The sequence below is a fragment of the Paraburkholderia sp. genome (assembly GCF_036488505.1).
In the GTDB taxonomy this organism is placed as follows: domain Bacteria; phylum Pseudomonadota; class Gammaproteobacteria; order Burkholderiales; family Burkholderiaceae; genus Paraburkholderia.
Genome location: NZ_DASXHN010000142.1, coordinates 1 through 19959, shown reverse-complemented (window position 1 = coordinate 19959; position 19959 = coordinate 1). Strand labels below are relative to the sequence as shown.

16 protein-coding genes, 1 tRNA gene and 1 riboswitch are annotated in these 19959 nt (G+C 64.4%); of the genes, 3 read left to right on the top strand and 14 right to left on the bottom strand.

Going from position 1 to position 19959, the window contains the following annotated elements; translation table 11 throughout:
• Nucleotides 1-130: 130 nt before the first annotated feature.
• On the bottom strand, nt 131-1279 hold the full coding sequence (gene dgoD / locus VGH68_RS08295; RefSeq protein WP_331603095.1) for a galactonate dehydratase: 1149 nt from the start codon (nt 1277-1279) through the stop codon (nt 131-133).
• A 103-nt stretch (nt 1280-1382) separates the two neighbouring features.
• On the opposite strand from dgoD, the gene VGH68_RS08290 reads away from it, so the two are divergent.
• Nucleotides 1383-2120: a FadR/GntR family transcriptional regulator gene (locus VGH68_RS08290; RefSeq protein ID WP_331603094.1), complete on the top strand. Its 738-nt coding sequence runs from the start codon at nt 1383-1385 to the stop codon at nt 2118-2120.
• A gap of 22 nt (nt 2121-2142) precedes the next feature.
• Here VGH68_RS08290 and VGH68_RS08285 read toward each other — a convergent pair whose 3' ends face one another.
• Nucleotides 2143-3681: a DHA2 family efflux MFS transporter permease subunit gene (locus tag VGH68_RS08285; protein WP_331603093.1), complete on the bottom strand. Its 1539-nt coding sequence runs from the start codon at nt 3679-3681 to the stop codon at nt 2143-2145.
• A gap of 135 nt (nt 3682-3816) precedes the next feature.
• Here VGH68_RS08285 and VGH68_RS08280 point away from each other — a divergent pair, with 135 nt between their 5' ends.
• Entirely contained in the window at nt 3817-4260 is a 444-nt protein-coding gene (locus VGH68_RS08280) for a MarR family transcriptional regulator (RefSeq protein WP_331603092.1), read from the top strand.
• 79 nt (nt 4261-4339) lie between these two features.
• Here the strand turns inward: VGH68_RS08280 and VGH68_RS08275 are convergent, their stop codons facing one another.
• The 12 genes from VGH68_RS08275 to VGH68_RS08220 form a co-directional block, all read right to left on the bottom strand.
• Nucleotides 4340-4693 carry a hypothetical protein gene (locus VGH68_RS08275; protein ID WP_331603091.1) on the bottom strand — a complete coding sequence of 118 codons (354 nt, stop codon included), beginning with the start codon at nt 4691-4693 and terminating at the stop codon, nt 4340-4342.
• Between the two features lie 189 nt (nt 4694-4882).
• Nucleotides 4883-6472: a sensor domain-containing diguanylate cyclase gene (locus VGH68_RS08270; protein WP_331603090.1), complete on the bottom strand. Its 1590-nt coding sequence runs from the start codon at nt 6470-6472 to the stop codon at nt 4883-4885.
• A gap of 454 nt (nt 6473-6926) precedes the next feature.
• The gene (uca, locus tag VGH68_RS08265; protein WP_331603089.1) at nt 6927-10526 is read right to left on the bottom strand and encodes an urea carboxylase; all 3600 of its coding nucleotides are present in this window, start codon (nt 10524-10526) and stop codon (nt 6927-6929) included.
• Nucleotides 10527-10698: 172 nt separating this feature from the next.
• Complete coding sequence (locus tag VGH68_RS08260; RefSeq protein ID WP_331603088.1) at nt 10699-11340, bottom strand: urea amidolyase associated protein UAAP2; 642 nt, start codon at nt 11338-11340, stop codon at nt 10699-10701.
• A 14-nt stretch (nt 11341-11354) separates the two neighbouring features.
• The gene (locus VGH68_RS08255) at nt 11355-12059 is read right to left on the bottom strand and encodes an urea amidolyase associated protein UAAP1 (protein WP_331603087.1); all 705 of its coding nucleotides are present in this window, start codon (nt 12057-12059) and stop codon (nt 11355-11357) included.
• A gap of 13 nt (nt 12060-12072) precedes the next feature.
• Complete coding sequence (locus tag VGH68_RS08250) at nt 12073-12864, bottom strand: ABC transporter ATP-binding protein (protein WP_331603086.1); 792 nt, start codon at nt 12862-12864, stop codon at nt 12073-12075.
• Nucleotides 12864-13676, bottom strand: coding sequence for an ABC transporter permease (locus VGH68_RS08245; protein WP_331603085.1), 813 nt, complete (start codon nt 13674-13676; stop codon nt 12864-12866). Before VGH68_RS08245 ends, VGH68_RS08250 begins: the two co-directional genes overlap by 1 nt.
• Before the next feature lie 35 nt (nt 13677-13711).
• Nucleotides 13712-14782: a putative urea ABC transporter substrate-binding protein gene (locus tag VGH68_RS08240; RefSeq protein WP_331603084.1), complete on the bottom strand. Its 1071-nt coding sequence runs from the start codon at nt 14780-14782 to the stop codon at nt 13712-13714.
• A 57-nt stretch (nt 14783-14839) separates the two neighbouring features.
• Nucleotides 14840-14939, bottom strand: a riboswitch (guanidine-I (ykkC/yxkD leader).
• Between the two features lie 308 nt (nt 14940-15247).
• Nucleotides 15248-15324, bottom strand: a tRNA-Met gene (locus VGH68_RS08235).
• 84 nt (nt 15325-15408) lie between these two features.
• Nucleotides 15409-17067 carry an MFS transporter gene (locus VGH68_RS08230; RefSeq protein WP_331603082.1) on the bottom strand — a complete coding sequence of 553 codons (1659 nt, stop codon included), beginning with the start codon at nt 17065-17067 and terminating at the stop codon, nt 15409-15411.
• A gap of 230 nt (nt 17068-17297) precedes the next feature.
• Nucleotides 17298-18836, bottom strand: a complete 1539-nt coding sequence (locus tag VGH68_RS08225; protein ID WP_331603081.1) for a sensor histidine kinase — start codon at nt 18834-18836, stop codon at nt 17298-17300.
• Nucleotides 18837-18845: 9 nt separating this feature from the next.
• Nucleotides 18846-19649: a response regulator transcription factor gene (locus VGH68_RS08220; RefSeq protein WP_331603080.1), complete on the bottom strand. Its 804-nt coding sequence runs from the start codon at nt 19647-19649 to the stop codon at nt 18846-18848.
• 124 nt (nt 19650-19773) lie between these two features.
• On the opposite strand from VGH68_RS08220, the gene VGH68_RS08215 reads away from it, so the two are divergent.
• Nucleotides 19774-19959, top strand: a 186-nt coding sequence (locus tag VGH68_RS08215; RefSeq protein ID WP_331603079.1) for a hypothetical protein, incomplete at its 3' end; no start/stop codon positions are given.

Here is a 19959-nt window from a genome sequence, read left to right as displayed (position 1 = left end):
CGTTACTGCGACGGCGTGCGCGTCACATCGCCTTAACGCGCGCATGTACCCGATAGGCCGTTCAAAACGAGAAAGGCAAAAACGAAACGCAAAATAAAACGCCGCCCGCGGGCGGCGTCACTTCACGCACTTACCATTCGGCGACGCTGCCATCCTCATGGCGCCACACCGGATTGCGCCAGCGGTGGCCGACTTTCGCCATCTCCCGCACTTTCTCCTCGTTGACCTCGATACCGAGCCCCGGGCCTTGCGGAATCGACACGAAGCCGTCTTCGTATTTGAAGACCTCGGGATTCTTGATGTAGTCGAGCAGGTCGTTGCCCTGGTTGTAGTGGATGCCCAGGCTCTGTTCCTGGATGAACGCGTTATAGCTGACCGCGTCGATCTGCAGGCAGGTGGCGAGCGCGATCGGGCCGAGCGGGCAATGCAGCGCGAGCGCGACGTCGTAGGCCTCGGCCATCGACGCGATCTTGCGGCACTCGGTGATGCCGCCCGCGTGCGACGCGTCCGGCTGGATGATGTCGACGTAGCCGCCCGACAGAATATGCTTGAAGTCCCAGCGCGAATACAGCCGCTCGCCGAGCGCGATCGGCGTGTTGGTCTGATTGACGATGTCGCGCAGCGCTTCCGCGTTCTCCGACAGCACCGGTTCCTCGATGAACAGCAGCTTGTACGGATCGAGTTCCTTTGCGAGCACCTTCGCCATCGGCTTATGCACGCGGCCATGAAAGTCCACGCCGATGCCGATGTTGGGCCCGACCGCCTCGCGCACCGCCGCCACGTTGTTGATCACGCCTTGCACCTTGTCGAACGTGTCGATGATCTGCAGTTCTTCCGAGCCGTTCATCTTCACGGCCTTGAAGCCGCGCTCGACCACCGCGCGCGCGTTGTTGGCGACATCGCTCGGCCGGTCGCCGCCGATCCACGAGTAGACCTTGATGCGGTCGCGCACCTGGCCGCCGAGCAGCGCGTGCACCGGCACGCCGTGGTGCTTGCCCTTGATGTCCCATAGCGCCTGGTCGACGCCGGCGATCGCGCTCATCGTAATCGGCCCGCCGCGGTAGAAGCCCGAACGGTACATGACCTGCCAGTGGTCTTCGATCAGCAGCGGGTCCTTGCCGACCAGATAGTCCGCCAGTTCGTCGACTGCCGCGGCGACCGTATGCGCGCGGCCTTCCACCACCGGTTCGCCCCAGCCGACGATGCCTTCGTCGGTCTCGATCTTCAAGAAGCACCAGCGCGGCGGCACGATGAAGGTTTCGAGTCGGGTGATTTTCATGGTGTGCGTCTCCTTGCGGCTCGGCGCCTGCAAAAATTTCGGGGATTCTCATGCTACCGCAAAAGCCCTTTTAGATACTATTAATAGTACTATTCGCCAAATAGTGGCGACAGGGCGGGGTCATCCGCCGCGTTGCAAACGCATCGGCAGCCAGGAGAGAACCATTCAGTACGATCTGCACGGGCGCGTTGCCCAGTTGCTCGCGACCGCGATTCTGCGCGGCGACTACACGCCCGAGACGATCCTGCCGCGCGAGGCCGAGTTGATGGAGCGCTTCGGCGTGAGCCGCACGGTGCTGCGCGAGGCGCTGCGCACGCTGACCTCGAAAGGGCTGATCGAATCGCGCCCGCGCGTCGGCACGCGGGTGCGGCCCAAATCCGCGTGGAATCTGCTCGACGCCAATCTGCTCGACTGGTATTCGCGCGTTGCCGAGCCGGTCGCGTTCGCGTTGAAGTTGCAGGAGATGCGCGAAATGATCGAGCCGTATGCGGCCGCTCTCGCGGCCGCGTCGCACACCGACGACACGTTGCGCGCGCTCGCCACCGCGCACGCGGCGATGGCGGCGGCGCGCAATGTCGATGAATGGGTGCGCGCCGACCTGCAGTTTCATCTGAGCGTGCTGAGCGCGTGCAGCAACGAGCTTCTGATTCCGCTCGGCGCGCTGATCGAGCGCACGCTCGAGGCGCAGTTGCGGCTCAACGCGAAACGCGCCGACGTATTCAATGCGTCGCTCGCCGAGCACACGGCGGTGTTCGACGGCATTAGCGCGCGCGATGCCGCCGCGGCCCATGCGGCGATGGCATCGTTGCTCGGCGTGACCCGCGAGCGGATCGAGAGTTGACGCGCAACGCGCTAGCCGCGCTTCAATCCATCGCCGCGTGCGCCGCCGACGCGTCCGGCGCCTTGTGCGTCGGCCGGATCAGCAGCAGCAACGGAATCACCAGCAGCGTCGCCATGAACATTAGTTTGAAGTCGTTCAGATACGCGATCATCGACGCCTGCTGCGTGATCGACGCGTTCAGCGCCGCCATGTCGTAATTCGAGCCGCTCTCGAGCAGCGGCTGGATCGCCGGATTGAACGCGGTCACATTCGCCGCGAGGTCAGCGTGCGAGATCTGCGTGTTGCGCGTCATCAGCGTCTGCACGATCGAAATGCCGATACTGCTACCGATATTGCGCATCAGGCTGTAGGTCGCGGTGCCGTCGGCGCGCAACCCCGGCGACAGCGTCGAGAACGTCAATGCGGACAGCGGCACGAACACGAGGCCGAGTCCGAAGCCCTGGACCACGCCGGGCCACACGATATCCGACGGCGATAGCACGATCGTGTAATGCATCATCTGCCATAACGCGAAGGCGGAAATCAGAAAGCCGGACAGCAGTAAAAGCCGCGCGTCGACACGCCTGAGCAGCCGCCCGGCGATCAGCATCGCGACCATCGTGCCGGCGCCGCTCGGCGCGGTGACGAGCCCGGTGGTCGCGACCGGATAGTCCATCAGATTCTGCAGCATCGGCGGCAGCAGCGCGCGTGTCGCATACATGACTGCGCCGATCACGAAAATGAAGAAGGTGCCGGTCGCGAAGTTCGGGTCTTTCAGCAGCTTGTACTTGAAAAAGGAACGCTCGCCGACCGTCGCCGTGTGCACGAGGAAAAACGCGAAGCTGATCGCCGCGACCAGCGCTTCGATCACGATCTCGGTCGACGAAAACCAGTCGAGCTGTTCGCCGCGATCGAGCAGCGCCTGCAATGCGCCGATCGCGAGACCGAGCGTGACGAAGCCGAACGCGTCGAACTTCGCGTCGTGATTCGGCTCGCGCGTCGGCAGAAAAGTCGCGACGCCGAACAGCGCGATCGCACCGATCGGCACGTTGATGAAAAACACCCAGCGCCAGTTGTAGCTGTCGGTCAGCCAGCCCCCGAGCGTCGGTCCGAGAATGGGCCCGACCATCACGCCCATGCCCCACACCGCCATCGCCTGGCCTTGCTTCTCGCGCGGGTTGATATCGAGCAGGATCGATTGCGACAGCGGCACCAGCGATGCACCGAAGATCCCTTGCAATAGACGCGACAGCACGATTTGCGTCAGCGTCTCGGACAGCCCGCACAGCGCCGATGACACCGTGAAGCCGCCGATCGCGATCAGCAGTAGCCGCTTCACGCTCAGGCGGTCCGACAGCCAGCCGGTCAGCGGCGTGGCGATCGCGGCGGCGACGATATAGGAGGTCAGCACCCAGGTGATCTCGTCCTGCGACGCGGACAGCGTGCCTTGCATATGCGGCAGCGCCACGTTGGCGATCGTGCTGTCGAGCGTCTGGATCAGCGTGGCGAGCATGATCGAGATCGTGATCATCGGCCGGTTGAGCGGCGTGGCGGCGCTGGCCGGTGAGGAGGGGGAGGACATGAAGGGCGGGGTCGTCGATATCGTAAGCATGCTTAGTATATCGGCTGCGCGCGAATCTGCCATCGGGAGTTGTGCTGACGCGAAAGCGCATGCGTGGCCGTGCTGCAAGCTGAAACGCTTCCGTATAATCCGCGCATGACAACCCAATTCGAAGAGCGCTTCGGCTTTCTGATTTCCGACGTCGGCCGCCTGACAGGCAAGCGATTCGACGATCTGGCGAAATCATCGGTCGATCTGACGCGCGCGCAATGCCGTGTGTTGGCGTATCTCGGCCATTACGGCGACATCAACCAGGCGCGCCTCGCGGACCTGCTCGAGGTCGCGCCGATCTCGGCGGGCCGGCTGCTCGACCGGATGGAGGAGGGCGGCTGGATCGAGCGGACCGCGAATCCACAGGACCGCCGCGAGCGCCAGGTGCGCATGACCCAGAAAGCCGAACGCACGCTCGGCAAGGCGCGCAAGGTCGGCGATGAAGTCGCGCTCGAAGCGCTCAATGGTTTTAGCGATGAAGAAGCGGCGCAGCTGATCGCGCTGTTGCAGCGGGTGCGCGGCAATCTGAGCCGGCTGGTGGATCGCTAAGGCTCGGAAGTCATCGCTCGACGGTCACGCTGCTCGCGCGCAAGCGCAGTACCGGACTGTCGCGTCGAATTCAAACACGCTATTTCGATTCCGAGGCCGGCGCGCCGCCGCTCGGCGGCACCAGCTCGTAACAGGCCGGTGCCGTGGCCGCTTTGGTGTTCGCATCCGCTTGCTGCGGGTCGATGCATTTATAGGCACTCTGATCGCGCTGCACGAAGATCGTGTCGGCTGGCCCCGCGTTGCCGCGTACGCCATTGACGACCGCGACGATCCGGTAGCCGTCCTGCAGCAGCGTCGCGAGCGTGGTCGGGCTGGCGCGCCACTGGCTATCGGACGAAGCCGGGGTTTGCGGCTGGGCCGCAAGTGTCGCGGTGGCGCCCGGCAGCGCGAGACAAACCAGTACGGCGGCGGTTGCGGCGGGGCGAAAGGACATCAGTGAACCTCCTCGAAGTGGCGCTTGCCGGTTGCCGATCCCGAAGCGGAATCCGAAGCGTCTGTCAGGCGGTTAGAGACCGGGCTGCCGATCGAGTTCAGCCGCGCAACCGGCCCGTGCGGGCGAAGTCCCGCAGGCGCCGCGCAACGGTTGCCTACCGCTTGCGCCTGCGCTCACGCGCCGCGACGCCTATCGCCCGGTTTCGCGCTGACCTTCCTGCACTTGCAGCGGATGATCGCGCGACGGCTGCGCGAGCGACGGCGCGCCCCGGATACGATTTCTGCCGGCGGCCTTCGCGTCGTACAGCGCGGCATCGGCCGTTTTCACCAGCGCGAACGGGTTTTCACCCTGCGTAGCGCGGCGCGTTGCGACGCCGATGCTGACGGTCACGCGCAGCCATGGCGACTGTCTATGCGCAATGTTCAGGTCATGGATCGCGCGCCGCACCGTTTCGGCGACGACTCGCGCGCCATCGGCGTCGGTGCCCGGCAGGATCGCGACGAACTCCTCGCCGCCGTAGCGCGCGATTTCGTCGAGAGGGCGGCCGACACAGGACCTCATCGTGTCGGCGACGCGCTTGAGCGTTTCGTCGCCGGCTGCATGGCCGTAGGTGTCGTTGTACTTCTTGAAGCAGTCGACGTCGACGAACAGCAGCGAAACCGGTCTGCCGTCGCGCGTCGATTGCCGCCACTTCCGCCGCAGCATCGCGTCGAACACGCCGCGATTGGAAAGACCGGTCAGCGCATCGGTGGCCGCCGCGATGCGCAAACGGCTCTCGGCGCGCTCGCGCCGTTTCAGCTCGTTGGCAAGCACGCTCGCGCACAGGGCCATCGACAGGGTGAAGACCAGCGTCAGCAGACCGACCCGGATCGCGCGCTGCCTCCAGCCCGCGTAGACGTCGTCGAGTGACGGCGCGACCACCAGCAGCAGCGGCGCCTCGCTCAGCCGCTTGAACACATACAGGCGCCGCGTGCCGGATGATTCGTCGAGCGCCGTGAACGCGCCATCGCTCTTGCCGAGCGTGCGCAGAAACACCGGATCGTGGCTCATGTCCCGGCCCACCGAGCCGGGCGTATCGGGCTGCTGCGACACCAGCGCTCCGCTGCTGTGAATCACCGCGGCGTAACCGTCCTTGCCGAGTGCGACACCGCCCAGCAGCGAGCGGAAGTAGTCGATGCTGAGCGTGCCGGCCACGATGCCGTCGAACGCGCCGTTCGGCGTGCTCAAGCAACGGCTGAAGCCGATCACATAGGCGTCGTAGGTCAGCGAAGAGCGATAGGGGGTGCCGATGAACAGATCGCTGCCGCAACTTCCTCCCTGTGCGAGGAAGTAGTGACGATCCTCGTCGCGCGTCGGGCGCGCGGGAATGGCCGTCGAGTCCAGAAGCAGCGTGCCGTCGGCGTCGGTCACGAACACCGCGCCGAAATAACTTTCCGGCGTTGCGCCAGCAAATAGCAGCTGATTGCGCTGCTGCGCGGGCAACTGCATCACCGCGGGGTCGCCGACGTTGTCGACCACCGCCTGCAGCGATCTGTCGAACAGATCGACGTTTTCATCGATATCGTGCGCGATGAAAAACATCAGATTCTGCGCGTCCTTGATGGCGCGTGAGTAAGCTTCCCGGCGCATGCCCGCCAGATCGCGCGCGCAGATGCCCCACATGAAGAACGTCAACATCGCGCAGGCCACGACCACACCGGCGGGCGACAACGCGCGGCTCGCCAGCTTCGCGGGAATGTGCGCGGCATGCGAGAACCAGTTCATCCAACTTCTTTCCATCGTTACGCTCATTGACGCGGTGTTCGTCGCGCAAGTCGCGGTGCTCGGAACCTTTACCAATCGCCGCTGGCTTGCGCTACGGCCGGCGCCGCTGCCGCAGGCGCTTCTTTGCGAACTTCGCTTTCCGGCTCCACGCGCGCCTTTGTCGACGCGCGTTTGCTGGCCTGCACGGCCGTTCGCTTAACGGCAGCGCGCACAAAAACGGGCGCGCACGCACGAGCGCCGCCGAGGCTGAACGTGGCGATCGCAGTCCTCAGTTTCGCGGCGTGGCCGTATCTGTTAACGACAGCACGGCGCCGTAGTTGAGGTATCGGATGTCCGAAAGTTCGGCTCCGCATCAAGTGGAAACGAATGGTTGTGATGGTTCGCGAACTAGGGAATTGCTATGCACGCCCGAATGGGAGGATGCAGTTTCTCTTCAGATGATTAGCTCCGCGCGATTCGCTCACGACGTTCAATGACGTTCGATGACCGCCACCCGCTGGCCGGCGCGCACCGGTGAGCCCGGCGCCACGTGGATCTGGCCGACGGTTCCCGCGCACGGCGCGCACACGGAGATTTCCATCTTCATCGATTCGATGATGAACAGTACGTCGCCGGCATCGACCGGCTCACCGGTCTTCACCTTGACTTGCCACAGGCTGCCGGCAATTTCGCTGTCCACCGCGATTTCTCCGTCTTCCAGCGGCGCCAGTTGAGCGTCTTGCGCGACCGGCGGCTCGAATGTGTCTTCGGCTGCGCCCGCTGCACGCCACCGCTCGCGCTCGGCCTGGAAGGCCGTGCGTTGCCGCGACCGGAACGCGTCGATGCTGGCCGATTCGCTGGCGAGGAACGCCTGATAGTCCGGCAGCGATAGTTCGGCTTCGTCGATTCGCAACGGATAGCGTCCGAGCGGAAAGTCGGCGCGGATACGCAACAGTTCGTCAGCCGGGACTTCGTAGAAGCGGATCTGGTCGAAGAAGCGCAGCAGATAATGCTGCCCGTCGAAGTCCGCGGTTTTGCGGTAGCGATTCCACATCTGCAGCGTGCGGCCGACGAATTGATAGCCTCCGGGGCCTTCCATCCCATACACGCACAGATACGCACCGCCGATGCCGACCGAGTTCTCGGCGGTCCAGGTGCGCGCCGGGTTGTATTTCGTCGTCACCAGCCGATGCCGTGGATCGAGCGGCGTCGCGACGGGCGCGCCGAGGTACACGTCGCCGAGGCCCATCACCAGATAGCTCGCGTCGAACACGATCTTGCGGACCGCGTCGATGCTATCGAGATCGTTGATGCGGCGAATGAATTCGAGGTTGCTCGGGCACCACGGCGCATCCTTGCGCACCGTGGTCATATATTTTTCGATCGCAAGCTGGCATGCCGGGTCGTCCCACGACAGCGGTAAATGAACGATCCGCGACGGCACGCGCAGGTCTTTTTGCACCAGTACCCGATCCCACGCGCGCGCGACGATGTCGAGCAGGCGGGCGAGCGGCAAGGCCTCGGGCCGGTAGTGAATCTGTAGCGAGCGAATGCCGGGCGTGAGGTCGATCACGCCGGCAAGCGCCAGCGCTTCGAGTGACTGCATCAGCGCATGCCCGCGGAAGCGCGACACGAGGTCGAGTTCCGCCGGTCCGATTTCGAGCAGCAGATGCGTGTCGCCGGACATGCGCGCGACCAGCCTTTCGCCATCGGAGCCGGTATCGAGAACCACCGGCGAGCACAGCGCGCGTCGTCGGCCGGCCGGTGCACTCGGCCCGATCGCGAGCGTCTCCAGTTCCGTCAGACGCTGGCGCGCCGCTTCGCGCGCTTCGTCGACTTCGACGGGGACGAAGCGAATCCTGTCGCCTGCTTTCAACTGGCCGATCTGCCACAGGTCTGCTTCGATGATCGTCACTGGACACACGAAGCCGCCGAGGCTCGGGCCGTCGGGCCCGAGAATCACCGGCATGTCACCGGTGAAGTCGACTGCGCCGATCGCGTACGGGTTGTCGTGGATGTTCGACGGGTGCAGCCCCGCCTCGCCGCCGTCCTCGCGCGCCCATTCGGGCTTCGGTCCGATCAGGCGCACGCCGGTGCGGCTGGAGTTGAAGTGGATCTCCCACTCGGTGTCGAGAAGTTCTTCGATATAGCGCGCGCTGAAGTACTCGGGCGCGCCGTGCGGGCCGTAAATCACGCGAAGAGTGCGTACGTTGTCGAGCTTCGGCACGTTCGCGAGCACCGCGCCGGCTCGTACATCGGCGAGCGGATACAGATGGAGCACGTCGCCCGCGCGGAGCGCGCGGCCGCCGTGCCCGCCGAACTGGCCGAGCGTGAACGTGCTGCGGCTGCCGAGATATTCGGCGACGTCGAAGCCGCCGCGCACACACAGATAAGCGCGCGCGCCCGCGCCACGGATCGTGCCGAGGGCGAGCGTCGAACCGGCGGCGACATGGATCGTCGTATTCAACGGCTGCTCTACGTCATCGAGCAACACGGGAATCTGCGCGCCGGTAATCGCGATCACCGCGCCGGTGTTGAAGCGCAGAGTCGGCCCGCTCATCGTGATTTCCAGCGCGGCGGCGCCGGCCGGGTTGCCGAGCAGGCGATTGCCGAGCCGCATTGCGCGATCGTCCATCGGGCCCGAAGGCGGAATGCCGACCGCCCAGTAGCCGAGCCGGCCGGGATAGTCCTGCACCGTGGTTTGGGTGCCTCCGCTGACGACCTCGACTGTCGTGGCCCGATACCTGAGACCTTCGAGGCAGCGGGTCCACGGCTCGCCCGATGCGAATGGCTCGTCGTTCAGGATCTGGCGCAGATAGTCGCGATTCGTCTCGACGCCGTAAAGCCGCGTGTCGAGCAACGCATCGTCGAGCGCAGCGCGTGCCTCGTCGCGAGTCGGCGACCACGCGATCACCTTCGCGAGCATCGGGTCAAAGTAGGGCGGCACCTCGCAGCCGGCCTCGATCCAGGTATCGATGCGCAGCGCGCGGCCGTCCGCCGCAGGGAACGCGACATCGGTCAGCAGGCCGGGACTCGGTTTGAAATCGCGTCCCGGGTCTTCCGCGTAGAGTCGAGCCTGGATCGCATGCCCGCGCGGCGTCAGATTCGCCGCGAGTTCCTGCAGCGGCGCAAGCGTGCCAGCCGCCAGTTCGATCATCCAGCGCACGAGGTCGACGCCCCACACCTGCTCGGTGACGCCGTGCTCGACCTGCAAACGCGTGTTGACTTCCAGGAAGTAGAACTGTTGCGCGGCGCTGTCGTACACGAATTCGACGGTGCCCGCCGAGCGATAGTCGACGGCTTTCGCGAGCTTGACCGCGGCCTCGCACAAGGCGGCGGCGATGCCGTCCGGCAGGCACGGTGCGGGGGTTTCCTCGAGCACTTTCTGATTGCGCCGTTGCACCGAGCAGTCGCGCACGCCGAGTGCGATCGCGTCGCCTTTGCCGTCGCCGAATACCTGCACTTCCAGATGCCGTGCTCGTTCGATGTACTTCTCGAGAAACACACCGGCATCGCTGAAGTTGTTCTCGCCGAGGCGCTTGACGGCGTCGAAATGGTTGCTGAGCTCGCCGGCATTCCAGCACACCCGCATGCCGATTCCGCCGCCGCCCGCGGTGCTTTTCAGCATCACCGGGTAGCCGATGGTTTGCGCGGCGTCGAGTGCCGCCGGCAGACCGTCGAGGAGCCCCGTGCCCGTTAGCATCGGCACGCCTTCGTTGGCGGCGATTTCGCGGGCCGTGTGCTTGAGGCCGAACGCGCGAAGCTGCGCAGGCGTCGGTCCAATGAATGCGATACCGGCCGCTTCGCATGCGTCGCCGAAGGCCGCGTTCTCCGATAGAAACCCGTAGCCGGGATGGATCGCCTGCACGCCTTCGCGACGCGCAATCTCGAGAATCTTCGCGGTGTCGAGATACGTCGTCGCCGCCGGGCCATCGCCCAGGCCGTGGGCGATCGGCGCCTCGCTCACGTGACGGCTCGCGCGGTCGGCTTCCGCATAGATCGCGACGCCAGTGACATCGAGCTTACGCAACGTGCCAAGAATGCGGCATGCGATAGCGCCGCGATTGGCGATCAGAATCTTCTCGAACATGGAAGGTGTCTTGATTCAGAGGCGGGCCGTCCCGCCGTGGAATGTGCCGGCCGTGGTCGTCCACAGCCGAAGTCGCGCTAGCGATGTACTCGGGTCAGTTGTTCGCGCGTAACGGCGACGCATCGTCCGGCGCGAACCAGCATGACGACAAACAGCCAGTCGCGGAGACGCGTTAATTCCATATCAGCAGCTCCGCGGGCGTGGGGTTGTACGCGTTGCACGGATTGTTCAACTGCGGGCAGTTGGAAATCAGCACGATCACGTCCATCTCGGCACGCAACTCGACGTACTTGCCCGGCGCGGATATGCCGTCTTCGAACGTGAGCGCGCCTTCGGCCGTCACCGGGACGTTCATGAAGAAGTTGATGTTCGCGCCGATGTCCTGCTTCGACAGACGCCCGTCATGCGCGCACGCACGCAGGAAGTTGTCGCGGCAGCTGTGCATGTAGCGCTTCTCCAGCGCATAGCGCACGGTGTTGCTCTCCTGCGCGCAGGCGCCGCCGAGCGTGTCGTGACGGCCGCAGGTATCGGCGACGATCGTCAGCATCGGATTGCCGAGGTTCGAATACAACACCGAGCCCGCGCTCAGATAGAGGCTTTTTTGCCGGCGCAGCGTGCGCTGCGGGTCGAAGCGCTCGCGTGGATCGGCGAGGCTGTAGAACAGCGTATCGACGGCCTGATTGCCTTCCAGATCGACGATGCGTAGCGTTTGCCCGGCTTTCACTTCGTGAAGCCACGGCTCTCCCGCCGCGAGCGTCTCGCGATAGGCTGCGGTTTCAGCGCGTTTTTCGCTGGCGGTCAGCGTGCTGGTCATGGGTCGTTCTCCGCTCAAAGAAAGAAGCGCTCGGTGTTGATAAAACCGCGTACGTTCTCTTCGCAGGCGGTACGGCAGATTTCGGCGATGTCGGGTTGCGCGTCGCTCAGTTCGAGTTTTACGGGCCTCGGCGCGTACTCGGGATTGGGGTCGAGCGGATGCTGAATGGCGGTGAGCACGACGAGCGTGTTCATCGGCGCGTACAGATCGACGTAGTCGCCGGCCTTCGCGTTGTCGGGCACGAACTTCAAGGCGCCGTCGTCGGCGACGTCGATGCGGCTGAACAGATTGAGTGTCATCAGCAGATCGGACCTGCTGAGGCCCCACTTGCCCATTTCGACGAGCAGGTTGTCGGTGCCGTTGCGATAGAACCCGTTGCGCAGTTCCTGATAGCGGCCCGCGCCGTATCGTTCGAGCACTTCGCCGGCATTCGAAACGCCGCCGATACTGTCGTGCCAGCCGCAGGTATCCGCGACGATCGCGGCGAGCACGCGGCCCATGTCGGAGTACAGGCAGTGCCCGGCGGTAAGCTTCGCCGTGTGCTGGCACTTCAGCGAATCCGGCAGATTGAGCCGTTCGCTTTTCTCGGCGGCGTTGACCATCATCACGCTGACGTTGGCGCCGCCGCGCAGGTCCGTCACACGCAACGACTGGCCGCGTTTGACGATCAGCGACGTATGGCCGCCTCCTGGAACGGTTTCTTCAAGCAGCAATTTCATATCCGGGTTCCCTTTAGTCGGAGATCGTTTCGACACTGGCCGCGCCTTGCACCGCCGCCTGAGCGAGATGAACGGCGGACACGGATTCGCGGCTGCGGTCGAGCGGGATGTTGTAGGTGATGCGCGCGCCATACGCGCCCGGCGCGTGCGGGTCGACGCGCACTTTGTCGAACACCAGCACGCGGCTTCCCAGGCTGAAGCCCTCTTTCAGATCATGCGTGACCATGAAGATGGTGAGCTTCGCTTCGCGCCACAGGTCCGAGAGCAGCACGTGCATGTCCTTACGGATGCCGGGGTCGAGCGCGCCGAACGGCTCGTCGAGCAGCAACACGCGTGGCTTCATCGTCAGCGCCTGGGCGATCGCGAGGCGTTGCTGCATGCCGCCCGAGAGCTGCTGCGGAAATTTGTGCAAGGCCGTGCCCAGGCCCACGCGTTCGAGCATTGCGACCGCTTCGTCGGCGGCCGCGCGGCGCCGGGCGCCGAATAGCCGGCCCGTGAACTTCGCGTGCGGCAACTCCAGTCCCAGCATCACGTTGCGCAATACGCTCAGGTGGTCGAACACCGAGTAGCGTTGAAACACGACGCCGCGATGCCGGTCCGGCTCGCTTGGCAACGGCTCGCCGTCCAGCAGGATGTCGCCGCGCGTGGCCCGCTCCTGACCGAGCAGCAGCCGCAGAAAGGTCGACTTGCCGCAGCCCGATGCGCCGACCATCGAACAGAACTCGCCTTCCTTCACGGTGAGATTCAGGCGTTCGAGCACGACCTGGTCGCCGTATTCTTTCCATACGTTGCGCACTTCGATCATCACGCGCCTCCTGTGTACCAGGGGAAGGACCACCGCGTGATCCGGCGCAGGAGTTCGTCGATTAGCCACGCGAGCAGCGTGATCCACGCGACGTACGGCAGGATCAGGTCCATCGACAGATAGCGGCGCACGAGGAAGATGCGGTAGCCGAGACCATCGGTCGACGCGATCGCCTCGGCGGCGATCAGAAAGAGCCATGCCGAGCCGAGTGACAGACGCATTGCGACCAGCAGGCGCGGCAGCAGTTGCGGCAGCACCAGACGCACAATCAGCGTCCAGCTGGTGGCCCCGAGCGTCTGCGCCTTGACCCACAGCTCGACCGGAATCTCTTTCGCGCGTGCATGCAGGTCGCGAATCATCATCGGCGTGATACCGATGACGATCAGCACGACCTTCGACAACTCGTCGAGCCCGAACACGATGAACAGGATCGGCAGCACCGCGAGCGGCGGCACCATCGAGACGACGGTGATGAACGGCGACAGCGTCGCGCTGACGAGCGGAAGCGAACCGGTCGCAATCGCGGCGACGAGCGCAATCAGCGCGCTCACGGCGAGGCCGATGCCGAGGCGCCGCAAGCTGGACACGGTGTCGGCCCACAACAGGTATTCGCCGGTGCGCCGGTCCTCGGTGAAAGCGACCGACTTGATCGCATCACTCATTTGCGTCGCGCTCGGCAGCAGCTTGTCATCGGGATTGAGCGAAAGCCGCATCGAAGACCCGGTGAAGTAGACCGCGCAAAGCACGATGAACGGCAGCAGGAGCAGCATCAGGCCGCCGACCCGGCTCGGCTGTCGATTGATGAGTCGCATGGTGGGCGCCTTGTTGAAAGCCTGTAATGCCGGTCTCAGAGCTTGCCTGCGGCGGCCATTGCGACGTAGGTCGGATCGAAGCGCAGCTTGACGTTGTTCTTGTTGCCGACCACGAGGCCCTTGTCGAACGCCATGCCCACTGCGTCCGCGCTCTTCGCGTCCTGGCCGAGCAGGCCGTGATCGAACGAGAACTTCGCGACGCGCGTCATGATCTTCGGCATGTCGGCGCTGGTGACGAAATCGAGCGCGGCTTGCGGCGAATAGAAGAGGGCGGTCGTCGACAGTTGACCTTTGAAGTTCGCGAGGTCGGTGCCCGACGCTTTGGCCATCGCGGTCAGCGCGGACGTGCTTTGTGCCGAGTCCGTATGCATCAGCGCGACCATTTCGAACCATGCGCCGGTCAGCGCCTTGCCGAGCGCCGGGTTCTGCTGCAGCGTCTTCGTGTTGACGACCATCATGTCCATGATTTCGCCGGGGATCTTGCTCGAATCGAAGACTTCCGTGACGTTCGGCTGCGCCTTCAGATCGGCGAGCATCGGATTCCAGGTGACCGCGTTGTGAACCGTCGGGGTCGCGAAGGCACCCGAGATGTCGGCATCCGATGTGTTCACCACCTTGAGATCGCGCTCGCTCATGTGCGCGCTTTCGAGCGCGCGTGCGAGCAGGTAGTGCGACACGGAGAATTGCACGAGGTTGATCTGCTGGCCTTTCAGGTCGGCGATCTGCTTGCCTTTGCCCTTCATCAGCACGCCATCGTTGCCGTTCGAGTAGTCGCTGACGATCAGGGCGGTCGAATCCACGCCACCGGACGCGGGGATCGTGAGCGCATCCATGTTGGTCATCGCGCAGCCGTCGAACTTGCCCGCCGTATATTGATTGATGGATTCGACGTAGTCGTTCAACTGCACGACATCGACGTTGATGCCGTATTTCTTCGCCCATTTGGAGACGATGCCCTGGGTCTTCGCCTCGCCCCACGGCATCCAGCCGGCGTAGATGGTCCAGCAGACCTTGAAGTCATTGCGGCCCGCGGCGAAGGCGGGACCCGAGGCGAGTGTGGCGAGGGAGACGGCGGCAATGCCAAGACAGCGAACGAGCTTGAACATGGGTTGACCTCGGGAGGGACGGTTAGCGACGGCAGGGAGCAGCGCAAACATCGCGTTCTCTCCCGGGCTTTTATCCCGCCGTGTAACCTCGCCAGAGGTCGACGGCTCTCGGACCAGCGCCTGCGCGATGCAGGCCGGAACCCTAGCCGTCCATTTCCAGATTGTCTGTTGAACCGGGTGTTGCGCCGGCTCCTTGCACGTTCCTTAAAGCGGGAAGTGTGCCAGCAGGGAAGTCATGCTGTGGTGGGGGCGAGACGGAGGTTTTGCCCTGCGGCGGGGAGGCTGTGCACTGAGATGTGTCGACGGGCGCACCTGATTCGGGCGTGGGAGTGATGGCGACCGGGGCTGCTGATGGGAGGGAAGGGTAGGGTAGGGAAGAGACGGGTTGGACTGGGGTTCGCCGCCGGAAGACGTCGACGACAAAAAAGCCGCTGTCCTTGCGGAACAGCGGCTTTTTCTTGAAGCTGGTGGCGAATCAGGGACTCGAACCCCGGACCTGCGGATTATGATTCCGTCGCTCTAACCGACTGAGCTAATTCGCCGAAAGAAGCGAGATTATGCTGATGGCACCGGAGGATGTCAACCCCCGGCCCATCTTTTCCCGCCTCTAGAAGCTCGCCCGAACCTTAGTCCTTCGCGTAGATGTCCGAGTCCTTGGTCTCCCGCACGAACAGCATGCCGATCACGAACGTAATCAGCGCGATCACGATCGGATACCACAGCCCCGAGTAGATGTTGCCCTTCGCCGCGACGATCGCGAACGCGGTGGCCGGCAGGAAGCCGCCGAACCAGCCATTGCCGATGTGATACGGCAGCGACATCGACGTATAGCGGATCCGCGTCGGGAACATCTCCACCAGCATCGCGGCGATCGGCCCGTAGACCATCGTCACGTAGATCACCAGGATCGTCAGGATCACCACGCTCATCGGCCAGTTGATCTGCGATGGATCGGCCTTCGGCGGATAACCGGCCGCCTTCAGTGTCGACGCGAGCGTCTTGTCGAACAGCTTGCCTTGTTCCTTCGCATCGGCGGCGCGGCCGTCGAACGTGTTGACGACCGTATCGCCCACCCGGATCTGCGCCATCGTGCCGGCCGGCGCGGCGACGTTGTCATAGTTCAGACCAGCCCGCGACAGCGCACCCTTTGCGACATCGCACGAGGTCGTAAACTTCGCGGTGCCCACCGGGTTGAACTGGAACGAACATTCCGACGGGTCCGCGATCACGACGATCGGCGACTTCGCAGTCGCCGCTTCGAGCGCCGGGTTCGTGTAGTGCGTCAGGGCCTTGAAGAGCGGAAAGTACGTTGCCGCGGCGATCAGCAGGCCGGCCATGATGATCGGCTTGCGGCCGATACGGTCCGACAGCGAGCCGAAGAACAGGAAGAACGGCGTGCCGATCAGGAGCGCGAGCGCGATCATGATGTTGGCGCTGGTGCCGTCGACCTTCAGCGTCTGCGTGAGGAAGAACAGCGTGTAGAACTGGCCCGTGTACCACACCACGGCCTGGCCGGCGGTCAGGCCGACCAGCGCGAGAATCACGACCTTCAGGTTCTTCCACTGGCCAAACGCTTCGGAGAGAGGTGCTTTCGAGGTCTTGCCCTCGGCCTTGATGCGTTCGAACACCGGCGACTCATGCAGTTGCAGGCGAATCCACACCGACACCGCGAGAAGCAGAATCGACGCGATGAACGGAATGCGCCAGCCCCAGGCGCCGAACGCGTCTTCGCCCATCAGCGTGCGCACGCCGAGAATCACGAGCAGCGACAGAAACAGGCCGAGCGTCGCGGTGGTCTGGATCCACGCGGTGTAGAAGCCGCGGCGTCCGGGCGGCGCGTGTTCGGCCACGTAGGTCGCGGCGCCGCCATACTCGCCGCCGAGCGCGAGGCCCTGCAACAGGCGCATCGCGATGAAGATCACCGGCGACGCGATGCCGATGGCCGCGTAGCCCGGCAGGAAGCCGACGAGAAACGTCGACAGGCCCATGATGATGATCGTCACGAGGAACGTGTACTTGCGCCCGACCATGTCGCCGAGCCGCCCGAACACGATCGCGCCGAATGGCCGCACCGCGAAGCCGGCCGCGAAGCTGAGCAGCGTGAAGATGAAGCCGGCGGTCGGATTGACGCCGGAAAAAAAGCTCTTGCTGATGAAGGCCGCCAGCGAGCCGGCCAGATAAAAGTCGTACCACTCGAAAACCGTACCCAGCGACGATGCGAAGATCACCCGCTTCTCACCGCGCGTCATCGGCACGGGCGAGATGTGCCCGCCAACGGTAGCCATATGTCGTCTCCAAATATTTGATATGCACGCGGAATCGCCGGCCCGGGCGTTTCCGTGCAACCGATTATTGGAGTGGAAACTTACGTCGTTCTGACGTGTTAGGCGACGTGGGGGAAGCCCAGTAATCCGCGAATCGCCATTCAATTTCCGGAAACGCGCGGCGAACCTGGCGCAACTGGCGGCAAATATCTCAAAATGAAGCAATCGACGTTGCTGACATTCGGCGCTCGTTAGGGTAAGTCCCGTCCCCGTTCCGACGCGTGCAAGCTGACCCGCACGAGCGTCCCCGCGAGCCGCGGCGAGTCCTGATAGACGTGGTCGTCGATCACCAGCTCGCCGCCGTGCATCGCCGCGATCTCGCGGACGATCGCGAGCCCGAGGCCGCTGCCGTCGCCTTCGCGCCCGAGGATCCGGTAAAAGCGCTCGACCACGCGCGAGCGCTCGGCGGCCGGAATGCCGAGTCCGGTGTCCTCGACTTCCAGATGCGCGAGCCGCGCGGCCGCGTCGTGCCGCAGCCGCACGGTGATGCGGCCGCCCGCTGGCGTATAGCGGATCGCGTTGTCGATCAGGTTCGACAGCATTTCGCGCAGCATCACCGGATTGCCGGCGACTTCGACCGGCTCGTCGGGCGCTTCATAGCCGAGGTCCATCTGCTTCGCGAGCGCCGGCTGCACCCACTCGCGCACCGCGCTGCGCGCGAGCTCGCCCAGTTCCACCGGCGTGAAGATCTGTCCGGAGCGGCGGTTTTCGGCGCGCGCGAGCGCGAGCAGTTGCGTGACGAGCCGTGCCGCCTGCTCGGAACTGGTCGCGATCTGTTCGAGCGAGCGATGCACCTCCGCCGACGCGTCCTGACGCAACGCGAGCTCCGCCTGAGTGCGCAGGCCGGCGAGCGGCGTTTTCATCTGATGCGCGGCATCGGCGATAAAGCGCTTCTGCAGTTCCATGTTCTGTTCGAGGCGCGTGAGCAGGTCGTTGAACGACGTCACGAGCGGCTCGATCTCGGGCGGTGCGCGCTGCGCTTCGAGTGGCGACAGATCGTCGGGACGGCGCGCACGGATATGCGCCTGCAACGCATGCAGTGGCGCGAGCCCGCGCGACAGCCCGAACCACACGAGCAGGATCGCGAGCGGCAGGATCACGAACTGCGGCAGGATCACGCCCTTGATGATGTCGTTGGCGAGCTCGCTGCGTTTGTCGAGCGTTTCGGCGACCTGCACGAGCACCGGCTGCGCGCCCGGCGTCTGCGGAAACTCGACGGTGGTGTAGGCGACACGAATGTCGTTGCCGCGCAGCAGATCGTCGCGAAATTCGACGATGCCCGGCTGCGGCCGGTCTTCTTCGTGCGGCAGCGGCATGTCGCGCTCGCCGGCGACGAGCTCGCCGCGCGTGCCGAGCACCTGGAAGAACACGCTGTCGACGTTGTCGGCGCGCAGGAAGTCGCGAGTGGATTCAGGCAGCGACAGCTCCGCGACGCCATTGATCGGGTGGATCTGGCGCGCGAGCACGTACGCATCGGTTTCGAGCGCGCGATCGAACGGGCTGTTGGCGATCGACTTCGCGACCAGATAAGTGACCGCGAGGCTCATTGGCCACAGCAGCAGCAGCGGCGCGAGCATCCAGTCGAGAATCTCGCCGAACAGCGAGCGCGGGCGCGCTTCGGCGGCGGCTTCGGTCTCGTCGGGTGGGGCGAACGGATTGGCGTAGCGCGCGTCGCGCGCCTCGTCGAGGTCCGCCGGGTGCGCTGCGGCGCGGTCAGCGCGTGCGGACATCACTGCCCTCTATTTGTAGTGATGGCTCGCCGGCATTGCGCTGGAGGACGGCGCAGCGGACGGAGGGGCCGGTTCGACTGGCTGGCGCGGCTCGGCGCCGGACGAAGGCGCGTGGGTGTTCGCCGCGGAGTTTGCATGCGCCGGCGGCGCGGCTTTTTCGAGGCAGTAGCCAAGGCCGCGCACCGTGATGATGCGCACGCCGCTCGGCTCGATCTTCTTACGCAGCCGATGCACGTAAACCTCGATCGCGTTGTTGCTGACTTCCTCGCCCCATTCGCACAGGTGATCGACGAGCTGTTCCTTCGACACCAGCCGGCCGATTCGCTGCAGCAGCACTTCTAGCAGACCGAGCTCGCGCGCGGACAGATCGATCACCTGGTCGTTCACGTAGGCGATCCGGCCGATCTGATCGAACGACAGCGAACCGTGCCGCACGACCGTCGGACCGCCGCCCGCGCCGCGTCGGGTCAGCGCGCGCACGCGCGCCTCCAGTTCGTTGAGCGCGAACGGTTTGGCCATGTAATCGTCGGCGCCGAGGTCGAGGCCCTTGACGCGTTCGTCGACGCTGTCGGCGGCGGTCAGAATCAGCACGGGCAGGTTCGAATTGCGCGCGCGCAGGCGGCGCAGCACCTCGAGCCCGGACATGCGCGGCAGGCCCAGATCGAGGATCAATAGGTCGAACGTCTGCATTGACAAAGCGGTATCGGCTTCCACGCCGCTTTTCACGTGATCGACGGCATAGGCCGATTGGCGGAGTGATCGAACCAGACCGTCCGCGAGTATGCTGTCGTCTTCGGCTATCAGAATTCGCATGATGCGTCAGCCTGGCTTTGCCGGCACCATGGGGGCTCGCCCGGGCGCACAGCGGTCTCCGAAGATTATTGTGGGTAGTTGGGCCGCGCGACAGTAAAAATGCGCGTTCGCATCACGATCGTGCTTGCCAAAACTACTGTTTTTTTATACAGTGTCTGCGTTTCGTGTGCTGTCCGTTCGAACAGCCTCTGGAACATCCCATATCCGGCTGAAACCCGGGCGCACACCTGCCTCAGACGCCGTTCATCATAGCAAAGGACGATTCATGGAAGAAAGCAAGAAAGGCTCGGCTGGACTGACTGCTGAAAAG

Excerpts from the sequence above, each read along its gene's own strand:
- dgoD (WP_331603095.1), bottom strand. The coding sequence starts at position 1,279 with ATGAAAATCACCCGACTCGAAACCTTCATCGTGCCGCCGCGCTGGTGC.
- VGH68_RS08285 (WP_331603093.1), bottom strand. The coding sequence starts at position 3,681 with ATGTCCTCCCCCTCCTCACCGGCCAGCGCCGCCACGCCGCTCAACCGG.
- VGH68_RS08280 (WP_331603092.1), top strand. The coding sequence starts at position 3,817 with ATGACAACCCAATTCGAAGAGCGCTTCGGCTTTCTGATTTCCGACGTC.
- VGH68_RS08275 (WP_331603091.1), bottom strand. The coding sequence starts at position 4,693 with ATGTCCTTTCGCCCCGCCGCAACCGCCGCCGTACTGGTTTGTCTCGCG.
- VGH68_RS08270 (WP_331603090.1), bottom strand. The coding sequence starts at position 6,472 with ATGGAAAGAAGTTGGATGAACTGGTTCTCGCATGCCGCGCACATTCCC.
- uca (WP_331603089.1), bottom strand. The coding sequence starts at position 10,526 with ATGTTCGAGAAGATTCTGATCGCCAATCGCGGCGCTATCGCATGCCGC.
- VGH68_RS08260 (WP_331603088.1), bottom strand. The coding sequence starts at position 11,340 with ATGACCAGCACGCTGACCGCCAGCGAAAAACGCGCTGAAACCGCAGCC.
- VGH68_RS08255 (WP_331603087.1), bottom strand. The coding sequence starts at position 12,059 with ATGAAATTGCTGCTTGAAGAAACCGTTCCAGGAGGCGGCCATACGTCG.
- VGH68_RS08250 (WP_331603086.1), bottom strand. The coding sequence starts at position 12,864 with ATGATCGAAGTGCGCAACGTATGGAAAGAATACGGCGACCAGGTCGTG.
- VGH68_RS08245 (WP_331603085.1), bottom strand. The coding sequence starts at position 13,676 with ATGCGACTCATCAATCGACAGCCGAGCCGGGTCGGCGGCCTGATGCTG.
- VGH68_RS08240 (WP_331603084.1), bottom strand. The coding sequence starts at position 14,782 with ATGTTCAAGCTCGTTCGCTGTCTTGGCATTGCCGCCGTCTCCCTCGCC.
- VGH68_RS08230 (WP_331603082.1), bottom strand. The coding sequence starts at position 17,067 with ATGGCTACCGTTGGCGGGCACATCTCGCCCGTGCCGATGACGCGCGGT.
- VGH68_RS08225 (WP_331603081.1), bottom strand. The coding sequence starts at position 18,836 with ATGTCCGCACGCGCTGACCGCGCCGCAGCGCACCCGGCGGACCTCGAC.
- VGH68_RS08220 (WP_331603080.1), bottom strand. The coding sequence starts at position 19,649 with ATGCGAATTCTGATAGCCGAAGACGACAGCATACTCGCGGACGGTCTG.